Source organism: Streptomyces sp. CA-249302 (genome assembly GCF_050936785.1).
Classification (GTDB): Bacteria; Actinomycetota; Actinomycetes; order Streptomycetales; family Streptomycetaceae; genus Streptomyces.
Genome location: NZ_JBNJMG010000001.1, coordinates 5,237,896 through 5,250,570 on the forward strand (window position 1 = coordinate 5,237,896; position 12,675 = coordinate 5,250,570).

General features: G+C 69.1%; 8 protein-coding genes and 5 tRNA genes. 11 read left to right on the plus strand and 2 right to left on the minus strand.

The genetic code is table 11. The features are described 5' to 3' along the window. From ACQEWB_RS23485 to ACQEWB_RS23530, 10 genes are all read left to right on the plus strand, one after another. Positions 1 to 1,581, plus strand: coding sequence for a metallophosphoesterase family protein (locus ACQEWB_RS23485; RefSeq protein WP_432834096.1), 1,581 nt, complete (start codon positions 1 to 3; stop codon positions 1,579 to 1,581). Between the two features lie 80 nt (positions 1,582 to 1,661). Further along, positions 1,662 to 1,734, plus strand: a tRNA-Glu gene (locus ACQEWB_RS23490). Positions 1,735 to 1,775: 41 nt separating this feature from the next. After that, positions 1,776 to 1,850 (plus strand) — tRNA-Asp (locus ACQEWB_RS23495). A 24-nt stretch (positions 1,851 to 1,874) separates the two neighbouring features. After that, positions 1,875 to 1,948: transfer RNA gene (locus tag ACQEWB_RS23500), tRNA-Phe, on the plus strand. Positions 1,949 to 2,109: 161 nt separating this feature from the next. Beyond that, positions 2,110 to 2,207: transfer RNA gene (locus ACQEWB_RS23505), tRNA-OTHER, on the plus strand. Positions 2,208 to 2,247: 40 nt separating this feature from the next. Further along, a complete protein-coding gene (locus ACQEWB_RS23510) occupies positions 2,248 to 3,873 on the plus strand; it encodes a hypothetical protein (protein ID WP_432834098.1) in 1,626 nt (541 codons plus the stop codon). A gap of 43 nt (positions 3,874 to 3,916) precedes the next feature. After that, positions 3,917 to 4,210, plus strand: a complete 294-nt coding sequence (locus tag ACQEWB_RS23515) for a hypothetical protein (protein ID WP_432834100.1) — start codon at positions 3,917 to 3,919, stop codon at positions 4,208 to 4,210. Positions 4,211 to 4,268: 58 nt separating this feature from the next. Beyond that, complete coding sequence (hrpA, locus tag ACQEWB_RS23520; protein ID WP_432834102.1) at positions 4,269 to 8,222, plus strand: ATP-dependent RNA helicase HrpA; 3,954 nt, start codon at positions 4,269 to 4,271, stop codon at positions 8,220 to 8,222. Positions 8,223 to 8,316: 94 nt separating this feature from the next. Next, positions 8,317 to 8,391 (plus strand) — tRNA-Asp (locus ACQEWB_RS23525). 430 nt (positions 8,392 to 8,821) lie between these two features. Beyond that, positions 8,822 to 9,016, plus strand: coding sequence for a DUF6274 family protein (locus ACQEWB_RS23530; RefSeq protein ID WP_432834104.1), 195 nt, complete (start codon positions 8,822 to 8,824; stop codon positions 9,014 to 9,016). Between the two features lie 471 nt (positions 9,017 to 9,487). On the opposite strand, the gene bldC is transcribed toward ACQEWB_RS23530, so the two are convergent. After that, positions 9,488 to 9,694: a developmental transcriptional regulator BldC gene (gene bldC / locus ACQEWB_RS23535; protein WP_003949541.1), complete on the minus strand. Its 207-nt coding sequence runs from the start codon at positions 9,692 to 9,694 to the stop codon at positions 9,488 to 9,490. A gap of 536 nt (positions 9,695 to 10,230) precedes the next feature. Next, positions 10,231 to 11,073: a hypothetical protein gene (locus ACQEWB_RS23540; protein WP_432834108.1), complete on the minus strand. Its 843-nt coding sequence runs from the start codon at positions 11,071 to 11,073 to the stop codon at positions 10,231 to 10,233. 222 nt (positions 11,074 to 11,295) lie between these two features. Between ACQEWB_RS23540 and ACQEWB_RS23545 the strand changes: the two genes are divergently transcribed. Continuing rightward, complete coding sequence (locus tag ACQEWB_RS23545; protein ID WP_432834110.1) at positions 11,296 to 12,408, plus strand: Leu/Phe/Val dehydrogenase; 1,113 nt, start codon at positions 11,296 to 11,298, stop codon at positions 12,406 to 12,408. The last annotated feature ends 267 nt before the right edge of the window (positions 12,409 to 12,675 follow it).

The window sequence follows — 12,675 nt, forward strand, 5'->3', positions numbered from 1 at the left end:
ATGGCCCGCGTCCCCGCCATCGCCGTAACCGCTCTGAACCGCCTGCGCAGGTCCCCGCACCTCCTCGCCCGCCGCCACCGCACCCGCCGCCCGCTCCCGGCCCTCGAACTCGCCGCCCGGCCCAGCCCCTGGGTCCGCGGCCTCGGCCTGGTCGCGGTCGTGCTGCTCGGCGCCTGGCTGGGACTGCTGGCCGTCGGCAACGTGCGGGTCCCGGTCGGCCCGATGAACACGACGATGACCCTGCGCCCCTCCCTCACCGGCGGCACGAAGATCAACGTCTCCCCGCTCGGCGCCCTGGAGCTGAACAGCCACCGCGGCCCGGTCCGCCTGGACGTCAACGTCGACCAACTCGACCCGGAACGCGCCTCGGCCCTGGTCGACCACCCCGAGCGCCTCTCCGGCCTCCAGGACGAGGTCGCCCACGACGTCGAGCAGGGCACCCTCGACCTGGCCCTGCGCTCCTGCATAGCGGTCGTCTCCGGAGCCACCGCCCTGGGCCTGGCCGTCTACCGCCGCCCCCGCCGCGCCCTCGCCGCCGGCGGCACCGCCCTCGCCCTGCTCATGGCCTCCGGCGCGACGGCGTACGCCACCTGGAACCCGAACTCCGTCCTCGAACCGAAGTACTCGGGCCTGCTCTCCTCGGCCCCCTCGCTGGTCGGCAACGCGCGCAACATCGTCACCGAGTTCGACGTCTACCAGAAGGAGCTGGCGCGCCTGGTGACGAACGTGACCAAGCTGTACGACGTCACGTCCACGCTCCCCGCCTACCAGCCGGACCCCACCACCGTGCGCGTCCTGCACGTCTCGGACATCCACCTCAACCCGGCGAGCTGGAAGATCATCGCCTCGCTGGTGGAGCAGTACAAGGTGAACGTGATCGTCGACACCGGCGACACGATGGACCACGGCACGGCGGCGGAGAACGGCTTCCTGGACCCGATCGCCGACCTCGGGGCGCCGTACGTCTGGGTCCGCGGCAACCACGACTCCGCCACCACCCAGCGCTATCTCTCCCGCATGAAGAACGTGCACGTCCTCGACGACGGCCGCGCCCAGACCGTCGCCGGCCTGCGCTTCGCCGGCATCGGCGACCCCCAGTTCACCCCGGACCGCTCGAACCCGGAGGGCGCCGACGCGTCCGAGGAACTGGCCGGCGACCGCCTCGCCGCGGCCCTGCACGACCAGCGAACGGCGGGCACCCCGGTCGACGTGGCCATGGCCCACGAGCCGTCCGCAGCGCGGGAGGTCGACGGCGAGGTGCCACTCGTCCTCTGCGGCCACCTGCACCACGAGGGCGACGAGATCCTGAAGTACGGCACCCGGCTGCGCATGGAGGGCTCGACGGGCGGCAGCGGTCTGCGCGCCCTGGAGCACAAGTACCCGGCGCCGATCGAGGCCTCGATCCTCTACTTCGACCGGGACACCCGGCGCCTCCAGGCCTGGGACGCGATCAAACTGGGCGGCCTGGGCGAGACGACGGCCGAGGTCACCCGCCACCTCCCGAAGGAGAACCAGCCGGGAGCCACCCCTTCCTCCTCCGCCCCCTCTTCCCCGTCCACCCCGTCGTCCTCGGGCCCGTAAACCGTTTTGGCGATACCTCCCCCCATCCCATATGCTTCTCACGTCCCCGACGCGCTGAGAGGCGCCCAGGCGGGCCGATAGCCCTCATCGTCTAGCGGCCTAGGACGCCGCCCTTTCAAGGCGGTAGCACGGGTTCGAATCCCGTTGGGGGCACGCAAAACCGTGTGCGACACTTGTGGTCGCCCACAAAGCTTGGTCCTGTGGAGCAGTTTGGAGTGCTCGCCACCCTGTCAAGGTGGAGGCCGCGGGTTCAAATCCCGTCAGGACCGCTGAGGTTTCCCCGGAAGCCTCGTGGCTGGGTAGCTCAGTTGGTACGAGCGATCGCCTGAAAAGCGATAGGTCGCCGGTTCGACCCCGGCCCCAGCCACAAGAACGAAACCCCCCTCCCGGACATCCGGAGGGGGGTTTCGTTTACTGTCCCACCTCGGCTCGCCACCCTGTCAAGGTGGAGGCCGCGCCCGCGGCGCAAGCCGCAATCAGGTACAGCAAATCCCGTCAGGACCGCTGAGGTTTCCCCGGAAGCCTCGTGGCTGGGTAGCTCAGTTGGTACGAGCGATCGCCCGGCCCTGCCTGGCAGCGGCTGCGCCCAGGGCGGAAGGTCGCCGGTTCGAACCCGGCCCCGGCGGGAGGGCAGTCCGTCGTTCGCAGGGGACCTGAGGGGGGTTCTTGAGACACATCGCCAGAGGGCTGGTCACTGCCGGGGCCGTGCTGGTCGGCACGGTCGCGCTGCCCGGTACCGCGTACGCCGCCGGGCCGAACGTGGAGGACGCGTACAGCGACTCGGCCGACTGGTCGGTGCTCGACGTGCGGCTCAACTACAGCGGCGACATCAGCAAGGTGACCGCGACGCTCCGTCCGGTCGGTGCCAGTGAGTCGGACGCGCCGGTGGCCACGATCACCGACTTCACGCAGAAGTACTACGTCAGCTCATGGGAGGGGATCTGGGCCTCGCAGCCCATCCACCTGGACGCTCTGGGCGACTACACGGTCGACGTCGAGGCCACGGACAGCACCGGCGAGACCACCGTCCAGCAGAACGCGGGCACCCTGCACTACCAGAAGCAGCCCGTCATCACCGGTTACGCCGTGACGCCGACCGAGCCCGACATCGAGCACCGGACGGTCACCGCCAGCGGTGACCTGGTGGTCCGCGACCCCAGCACCCGCGAGACGGTGCCGCTGCCCGGTGCCACCGTGGACGCCGCCTTCGACAACGGCAACAAGGACACCCCCACCGTCACCGACGACGCCGGCCACTTCTCCGCGACCCGGGAGACGACGGGCGGCTGGGCCCGCGCCACGTACAACGGCGACCTCGGCTTCTTCACCACCGACGTGGTCCAGGTCTGGCCGCAGGCCGCACCGACCCGGTACGTCCTCGACAAGAGCGACTTCCACGTCACCGCGGGCGACAAGGTCGACGTCACCGGCACCCTCCAGTACCAGTACGGCGACGAGTGGAAGCCGCTGGCCGGCGTCCCGCTGGAGATGGACTACAAGGACTGCAGCACCTGCAGCCCCGTGGACGCGACGACCGACGCGAACGGCCGCTTCTCCTTCCAGCGGTACCCGTACGGCGCCAAGAGCGTCTACGAGATCGCCGTCCAGGTGAGCCCGTACAACCCCTACATCGTGCACAACACCGCCGACGTCACCGTCGCGGTCACGGCGACGACGAAGTTCACCGGGTTCACGGCCTCGCTGGACAAGTACGCCGAGGTGACCGTCAACGGCACGCTCGGCCTGATCGGCCGCGACACCAGCGACCAGGCCGCCGTCGACATCCAGTACTCGGCCGACGGCAAGACGGGCTGGAGCACCGAGAAGACCGTCAAGGCAAGCTTCGGCTCACAGTTCACCGTCGAGAAGCTGCCCGGCTACACCGACGGCTACTGGCGCCTGCACTACGGCGGCTCCTCCACCAAGGACATCAAGGGCACCGTCAGCAGCAGCCTGCGCCGCAACCGCGCCCTCACCCGGATCAAGGACGCCAACGCGTCCCCCGAGCCGGTGACCAAGGGCCGGACGATCACCGTGAAGGGCGTACTCCAGGACCGCAAGGTCGGCAGCACGACCTGGAAGGCGTACGGCGGCAAGAAGGTGCAGATCCTCTTCCGCCCCAAGGGCAAGACGACCTGGTACCTGATGGCCACCGTCACCACGGGGACCAGCGGCTCCTTCAGCAAGGGCTTCAAGGCGACGCAGGACGGCACCTGGGTGCCCGTCTTCCTGTACCCCGACAGCAAGCACTTCGTCGGCGACGGCCGGGAGGACTACGTCGACGTCCGGTGACCGGCTTGGCACCGCGCCCCGCCGAGCGCTACCTTCCAGGGCCATGGGGGACTCCGAGTTGGAGAAGAGCCGGGCTCGGTACGGGCTGCTGGCCGTGGTGATCAGCAACCTGGCCATCGCCGGGGTCGCGATCTTCGGCGTGTGGCGACTCGGCGGGGACAAGTCGGTGATCGTCGGCGTGCTCACCGCCGCGTTCACCGCGGTGAGCAGCATGACCACCGCCTACCTGGGCATCAAGGCCGTGTCCAACACCGCCAAGTCCATCGCGCTGGGCGACGGCGCCGCCCGGCAGCAGCCGGCGGCGCCCGCCGCGCCGCCGGCCCAGCGCACCCCCTGATCCACCCCGCACAAATCGTTCGCCACGGATTTCCCGGGGATGAGATCCTGGATCGCGTATGTCTACGCATCCTGCCCCCGGCACCCCCGCCCTCGGCGATCTCGCCCCCCGCCTGACCGAGCTCTCCCTGCGCGACGCGCAGCGGCTCGGGCGCAGGCTCGAAGGCGCGCGCAAGATCCGCAAGCCGGAGGCGCGCGCCGCCGTCCTCGTCGAGATCGAGGCGGAGATCGCCAAGGCCGAGGAGCGGATCGGCACCCGGCGCGGCCGCCTGCCCGCGATCACCTATCCCGGACAGCTCCCGGTCAGCCAGAAGAAGGACGACATCGCCGACGCGATCCGCGACCACCAGGTCGTGATCGTCGCGGGCGAGACCGGCTCCGGCAAGACCACGCAGATCCCCAAGATCTGCCTGGAGCTCGGCCGGGGCGTCAAGGGCATGATCGGGCACACCCAGCCCCGCCGTATCGCGGCCAGAACCGTCGCCGAGCGCGTCGCCGAGGAGCTGGACACCCCGCTCGGCGAGGCCGTCGGCTGGAAGGTCCGCTTCACCGACCAGGTGAACCAGGACTCGACGTTCATCAAGCTGATGACGGACGGCATCCTGCTCGCCGAGATCCAGACCGACCGCGAGCTGCGCGCCTACGACACGATCATCATCGACGAGGCCCACGAGCGGTCCCTCAACATCGACTTCCTGCTCGGCTACCTGGCACAGCTGCTGCCGCGCCGGCCCGACCTCAAGGTCGTCATCACCTCCGCGACCATCGACCCCGAGCGCTTCTCCCGGCACTTCGGCGACGCCCCGATCATCGAGGTGAGCGGCCGGACGTATCCGGTGGAGGTGCGGTATCGCCCGCTCCTGGAAGAGGATTCGGACGACTCCGACCGCGACCAGATCACCGCGATCTGCGACGCCGTGGAGGAGCTTCAGGGCGAGGGCAAGGGCGACATCCTCGTCTTCCTCTCGGGCGAGCGGGAGATCCGGGACACCGCCGACGCGCTCACGAGGAAGGCGTACCGCTTCACGGAGGTGCTCCCCCTCTACGCCCGCCTCTCCCACGCCGAGCAGCACCGCGTCTTCCAGCAGCACACCGGGCGCAGGATCGTTCTGGCTACGAACGTCGCCGAGACCTCGCTGACCGTCCCGGGCATCAAGTACGTCATCGACCCAGGCTTCGCCCGGATCTCCCGCTACAGCCACCGCACCAAGGTCCAGCGGCTGCCGATCGAGGCGGTCTCCCAGGCCAGCGCCAACCAGCGCAAGGGCCGCTGCGGCCGTACCTCGGACGGCATCTGCATCCGCCTCTACTCCGAGGACGACTTCCTCGCCCGCCCGGAGTTCACGGACGCGGAGATCCTGCGTACGAACCTCGCCTCCGTCATCCTCCAGATGACCGCGGCCGGCCTCGGCGACATCGAGAAGTTCCCCTTCATCGACCCGCCGGACCACCGCAACATCCGCGACGGCGTCCAACTCCTCCAGGAACTGGGCGCGTTGGACCCGGCCGAGAAGGACGTACGCAAGCGGCTCACGCAGACCGGCCGCAAGCTCGCCCAGCTTCCCGTCGACCCCCGCCTGGCCCGCATGGTCCTGGAGGCCGACAAGAACGGCTGCGTCCGCGAGGTCATGGTCATAGCCGCCGCGCTCTCCATCCAGGACCCGCGCGAGCGCCCGGCCGAGAAGCAGGCCCAGGCCGACCAGCAGCACGCCCGCTTCAAGGACGAGACGAGCGACTTCCTCGCGTATCTCAATCTCTGGCGGTACGTCCGCGAGCAGCAGAAGGAGCGGGGCTCCAGTTCCTTCCGCCGGATGTGCAAGCAGGAGTACCTGAACTTCCTGCGCATCCGCGAATGGCAGGACATCTACACGCAACTCCGCACCGTCGCCAAGCAGATGGGCATCCACCTCAACGAGGAGGACGCCCCCGACCAGAGCGTCCACGTCTCCCTCCTCGCCGGACTCCTGTCCCACGTCGGCATGAAGGACGTGAAGGACGGCGCGAAGAACGAGTACCTCGGCGCCCGCAACGCCAAGTTCGCGATCTTCCCGGGCTCGGCCCTCTTCAAGAAGCCCCCGCGCTTCGTGATGTCGGCGGAGCTGGTGGAGACGAGTCGCCTCTGGGCCCGCGTCAACGCGAAGATCGAGCCGGAGTGGGTCGAGCCCCTGGCCGAGCACCTCCTGAAGCGCACGTACTCCGAACCGCACTGGGAGAAGGACCAGGCAGCGGTGATGGCGTACGAGAAGGTCACGCTGTACGGCGTACCGATCGTCGCCGACCGCAAGGTCAACTACGGCCGTGTCGACCCGGAGGTCAGCCGCGAGCTGTTCATCCGCAACGCGCTGGTCGAGGGCGACTGGCGTACGCACCACAAGTTCTTCGCCGACAACCGCAGACTGCTGAGCGAGGTCGAGGAGCTCGAACACCGCGCCCGGCGCCGGGACATCGTCGTCGACGACGACACGCTCTTCGACTTCTACGACGCCCGAGTGCCCGAACACGTGGTCTCCGGCGCCCACTTCGACTCCTGGTGGAAGCGGAAGCGGCACGAGCAGCCCGAGTTCCTGGACTTCGAGCGGGAGATGCTCATCCGGGAGTCGGCGGAGGCGGTCACCAAGGCCGACTATCCGGACAGTTGGCGGCAGGGGCAGCTCAAGTTCCGTGTGACGTACCAGTTCGAGCCGGGCGCGGACGCCGACGGCGTGACGGTGCACATCCCGCTCCAGGTCCTCAACCAGGTCACGGACGAGGGCTTCGACTGGCAGATCCCGGGCCTGAGAGAGGAACTGGTGACGGAGCTCATCCGCTCCCTCCCGAAGCCGATCCGCCGCAACTACGTACCGGCGCCGAACTTCGCGAAACGCTTCCTGGATACGGCAGTCCCGCTCCAGGAGCCTGTGACCACGACCATGGCCCGCGAACTGAAGCGCATGGTCGGAGTCCCCTTCACCGCCGAGGACTTCGACTGGGCGAAGGTCCCGGACCACCTGCGCATCACCTTCCGGATCGTCGACGAACGGCGCCGGAAGCTGGCGGAGGACAAGGAGCTGGAGCCGCTGCGGCTGCGCCTGAAGCCGAAGGCGCGCGAGGCCCTCTCCCAGGCCGCGGCCGCCACCGCCTCCCGTGAGGGCGGCGAGTCCCTGGAGCGCAGGGGCCTGACCGACTGGACGATCGGCTCCCTCACCCGCGTCTTCGAGACCCGCCGGGCCGGCCAGCCGGTGAAGGCCTACCCGGCGCTGGTCGACGACGGCGACACGGTCTCCGTCCGCCTCTTCGACACGGAGGCGGAACAGGCGGAGGCGATGTGGAAGGGCACGCGCCGCCTGATCCTGCGCAACATCCCGGTCAATCCGGCGAAGTTCGCGTCCGAGAAGCTGACGAACGCCCAGAAGCTCGCGCTCTCCGCCAACCCGCACGGCTCGATCCAGGCACTGTTCGACGACTGCGCGATGGCGGCGGCGGACAAGCTGGTCGGGGACTTCGGGGGGCCGGCGTGGGACGAGGAGTCGTACCGGAAGCTGTACGACAAGGTGCGCGCGGAGATCGTGGACACGACGGTCCGTGCGGTGGGGCAGGTGCAGCAGGTGCTGGCGGCCTGGCAGGCCTGTGAGCGCCGCCTGAAGGGCGTACGCAGCCCCGTGCTCCTCGCCAACCTCCAGGACGTACGCAAGCAGCTGGACGCGCTCGTACGGCCGGGCTTCGTCACGGCGACGGGCATCCGCCGCCTGCCCGACCTGATGCGCTACCTGGTCGCGGTGGACCGGCGGCTCCAGCAGATGCCGACGAACGTCCAACGGGACACCACCCGCATGGACAAGGTCCACGAGATGCAGGACGAGTACGCCTGGCTCCTGGAGCAACTCCCGCAGGGCCGCCCGGTCCCGTCCACCGTCACGGACATCCGCTGGATGATCGAGGAACTCCGGGTCAGCTATTTCGCCCACGCCCTCGGCACGGCGTACCCCGTCTCGGACAAGCGGATCGTGAAGGCGATCGACGCGGCCGTACCGTAACCGCCCCCGCACCCTGAGTGAGTTCGACTGGTGGGCCACCCCTCCTGTACAGTCTCTTCTCGCAGCGCAACGCACAGATAGCGCCGCGAAACCTGGTCCTGTGGAGCAGTTTGGAGTGCTCGCCACCCTGTCAAGGTGGAGGCCGCGGGTTCAAATCCCGTCAGGACCGCAACAAGAAGAGGCCCGCACCCAGTCAAGGGATGGCGGGCCTTCTTCATGCCCAACACTCCCCCTCGCCACCCTGTCAAGATGGAGGCCGCGCCCGCGGCGCAGCCGCAATCAGGCACAGCAAATCCCGTCAGGACCGCAGTAATAAGAGGGCCCGCTATCCCATCAAGGGAAGCGGGCCCTCTTCACGTCTCGGCGCCGCCCAGCGCCTCTCAGCCCGTCCGGCGTTTGAGGACAAGGCCCCTTCAGGGCCGGAGCGGGGGTCTGGGGGCGACAGCCCCCGGCTACGGCCACACCAACGCCGGGTGGGGCACAAGGGGCGGCACGACAGACACCGCGCCCGGCGAAGCCCACCGCCGTCTTGACGGCGTCCCGTTCGCTCGGTACCCAGAAGACAGGGCCGCTTTCCGTGCGGCCCTTGGAGGTGGGGTATGGCGGTATCGGCTAGGCACGAGACGCGGGCCCTGCTCCGCGCGCACCTGTCGGCCGCGTCGTCGTCCTACGGGCACCGAACCCGCCACTGCCCGATCTGCCACCACCTGCTGCGGCTGGCGATGGACTCCCCACCGGGAGCCGCCCAGGCGCCGGACGAGGTCCTGGAGGACGAAAGTCCCGCCGATGCGTGACCATCGGCGGCCCCAACACCCGTCCCTCCGCGGGACGCTGGAACACGTGCCTCCTCTAGCGCACGTATACCGACGGCAACAAGGACCCTGGCATGTGACGGGTGTCACCGCATGAGTTTCTGAAACCGCGGTACTTACCCCTCACCTACAACTGGTCAATTTAATATGTGCAATTGCACCAGTCTCGACACCCGCCCCGAGCCGGTCCACAGGAGATCCGACAGCCCTCCCCAGACTCCGACAAGCCCGCTCACAGAGGCGCTGGTCCGACACGCGACGCGCACAAAAAAGATCGCACTGGACCCGGCGGAGTCCAGCGCGATCTACGACGCACCCTGTGTCACTTGCTTGAAAAGCCTCTGAAGGCTTGGGCGTGGGCCCTGTTGGGGCAGAACCCGCGTCGCTTGGAGCTAGGGTTCGGGCGCCGCGGCAAGTTGGGGGACCTGCCGGTTTGCCCGGTTATGCAGTTGTTCAGGCCTCGCTGCGCTGCTGCGGGATGCCCGCGAGCAGAGCACGGACCTCCGCCTCGCGGTAGCGGCGGTGCCCGCCGAGCGTACGGATCGACGTGAGCTTGCCGGCCTTCGCCCACCGCGTGACCGTCTTCGGGTCAACGCGGAACATCGTGGCGACCTCAGCCGGGGTCAGCAGCGGCTCGGCATCAGGGGTGCGAGCGGTCATGAGCGGCCTCCTCGGGAGAACCGAACCTTCTCGGTTCTTTCCTCTAAATTCTGCACCTTGACCCGCGTTGCCCGAAATGGCGGACGCGAGTCGAGTCGGTTATAGGACGAACGGCTTGTCCTCGGCACTACAACTACACCATCTGTCCAGCCGCTCGGGCCAAACCGATGGAATTGCCCCTCCAGGTGTTCATCAGCGACGGAAGCCGATGGACCATGCCATAGCGGACAGTCACGCCACTGTGACGATCAGTCACAGAGCGATCAGGAGTCACCAGACCCCCCAAAGCGTGCGTCGGACGGAGTCCTCCCCCGGACTCCTTGTCCTATTTTGGCATGAGGAGGGGCAAGAGACGCAAGGGCCGGGTACGTGCGTTCCGTCACGCTCGACACATAAGCCCGGATCGGGGCCTACGTCCGATGTTGACGAAACCTCAGGAACCGCGATGCGAGGACGTGCGAGGACGAAACCCCAAAACGGGCGATTCGTCAAACGCCAGTTCGTTACCTGGGGCCAGGCCGTGGCCCCGGCTCGCCCTAGTTCGCCGAGCGCCGGTCCCTGACGGACCGCCAGCGCTCCACCAGCCGCGCGTACGCCTCCCCCGCGGCGGCCCCGTCGCCCTGCCGGAGGGCCTCGATCCCCTCGGCCACGTCCGCCGCCGAGTGGTCGTCCTCCAGCTCGCCGGCCGACAGCGCGTGCACCAGGCCGCCGTAGTCCAGCTCGACCAGCGAGCGCGGGTGGAACTCCTCCAGCCAGCGCCCCACGTCCACCAGACCGTCGATGAGCGGCCCCTCGTCCATGGCGTCCTTGAGGGCCCGCAACGCCCGCGCCACCCGCCGCCGGGCCTGCACCATCGGCGTCCGGTAGCGCAGCGCCGCGGGGATCTCGCCCGAGCCCTTGTCGAAGCGCCGCTCCTGATCGGAGACGAGCACGAACCAGTGCAGCGGCACCTGCCAGGTCCCGGTCCGGATCCAGGGCCGGGCGTCCGGGTTCCGGACCAGCCAGCGCTCGTAGTCGCCGGTCGCCTGGCGCCGCACGAACTCCGGCAGGGCCGCGTCCAGGACCGCCCTCGGCAGCTCCTCGGGCAGCTCCTGAAGGGCCTGCCAGCCGCGCAGCCGGGTCCGCCAGGGGCACACGCACACGACACCGTCCACGTCGAGCACGAACGCGTCGCCGCTCTCGTGCACCGGCACCGGGATCGGCGGGGTGGGCAGCAAGTCGGCCAGGGAGCGCCGCAGTTCGTCCTGGTACGTCGGCCGGTCGGGGCGGCGGGCGTAGCGCGCCCAGTGGGTGCGCTCCGGTTCCGGGAAGGCGGCCAGCGGTTCGTAGACGCGGAGGTACGTCGCGTACGGGACGATCACCGAGGACACCTTGGGCACGCCTGCTCCCTCCCCCGCCCACCACCGGGAAAACCTGCGGAACCCGCTCACAAACGTGCGGGAAATCTATGCAAATCGTCGCACGGACGTCCTCCGGTGGTAGGTGATCCTGAGCACTGCGCGGATGGCGGGGCCGCGAGGGTCTAAATTCGTGCTCACAGCACCCGCCACCCACACGGGAGCTGGATCCACCCGCCGCTTCTTACTTCAGGAGTCACCACAGTGACCGACGTAACCGGCGCACCTGCTGATGTACTGCACACCCTGTTCCACTCGGACCAGGGCGGACATGAGCAAGTCGTGCTCTGCCAGGACCGCGCCAGCGGCCTCAAGGCCGTGATCGCCATCCACTCCACCGCTCTGGGCCCGGCCCTCGGCGGTACGCGCTTCTACCCGTACGCGACCGAGGCGGAGGCCGTCGCCGACGCGCTCAACCTCGCGCGCGGGATGTCGTACAAGAACGCCATGGCCGGTCTCGACCACGGCGGCGGCAAGGCCGTGATCATCGGCGACCCGGACCGCGACAAGACCGAGGAGCTGCTCCTCGCCTACGGCCGCATGGTCGCCTCCCTCGGCGGGCGCTACGTCACCGCCTGCGACGTCGGCACGTACGTCGCCGACATGGACGTCGTCGCACGTGAGTGCCGCTGGACGACCGGACGTTCCCCCGAGAACGGCGGCGCCGGCGACTCCTCCGTGCTCACCGCCTTCGGCGTCTACCAGGGCATGCGGGCCAGCGCCCAGCACCTGTGGGGCGACCCCTCGCTGCGCGGCCGCAAGGTCGGCATCGCCGGCGTCGGCAAGGTCGGCCACCACCTCGTCCGGCATCTGCGGGACGAGGGCGCCGAGGTCGTCATCACCGATGTGCGCGAGGAGGCCGTGGGCCGGATCCTCGCCGCGCACCCGGAGGGCGTGCGGGCCGTCGCCGACACCGCGACCCTGATCCGCGGCAGTGATGTCGGGGGTCTCGACATCTACGCCCCCTGCGCGCTCGGCGGCGCCCTGAACGACGACACCGTGCCCGCGCTGACCGCGAGGATCGTCTGCGGGGCGGCCAACAACCAGCTCGAGCACCCGGGTGTGGAGAAGGACCTCGCCGACCGCGGGATCCTCTACGCGCCGGACTACGTGGTGAACGCCGGCGGGGTCATCCAGGTCGCCGACGAGCTGCACGGGTTCGACTTCGACCGGTGCAGGGCCAAGGCGGCGAAGATCTTCGACACCACGCTCGCCATATTCGCACGTGCGAAGGCGGACGGGATTCCGCCGGCCGCCGCGGCCGACCGGATCGCGGAACAGCGGATGCACGAGGCGGCCGCGGGGCACGGTCGCTGACCCTCGAAGAGGTTTGGCCGGTACCCGCCGACGGGCACTTAGAGAGAACTCTCACGTTCGTCGGCGGGTCGCCTGCCGAGAAGTGGTTAAAATCGCGGTTGACCAGCGGGGACGGGGCGCCCCGAGGGTCCTGGACCCGGGCCCGTCCTGCGGGCGACGTACCGTATGGGCGCGGGCTCAGGTACCGTGGAAGCCCTACGGACCGGTCTCTCTGCGGAGAGCCCGTTCCAGATCATGAACGCGTGTCAAGACTCTGGGGCCACCGAG

Excerpts from the sequence above, each read along its gene's own strand:
- hrpA (WP_432834102.1), top strand. The coding sequence starts at position 4,269 with ATGTCTACGCATCCTGCCCCCGGCACCCCCGCCCTCGGCGATCTCGCC.
- bldC (WP_003949541.1), bottom strand. The coding sequence starts at position 9,694 with ATGACCGCTCGCACCCCTGATGCCGAGCCGCTGCTGACCCCGGCTGAG.
- ACQEWB_RS23530 (WP_432834104.1), top strand. The coding sequence starts at position 8,822 with ATGGCGGTATCGGCTAGGCACGAGACGCGGGCCCTGCTCCGCGCGCAC.
- ACQEWB_RS23485 (WP_432834096.1), top strand. The coding sequence starts at position 1 with ATGGCCCGCGTCCCCGCCATCGCCGTAACCGCTCTGAACCGCCTGCGC.
- ACQEWB_RS23515 (WP_432834100.1), top strand. The coding sequence starts at position 3,917 with ATGGGGGACTCCGAGTTGGAGAAGAGCCGGGCTCGGTACGGGCTGCTG.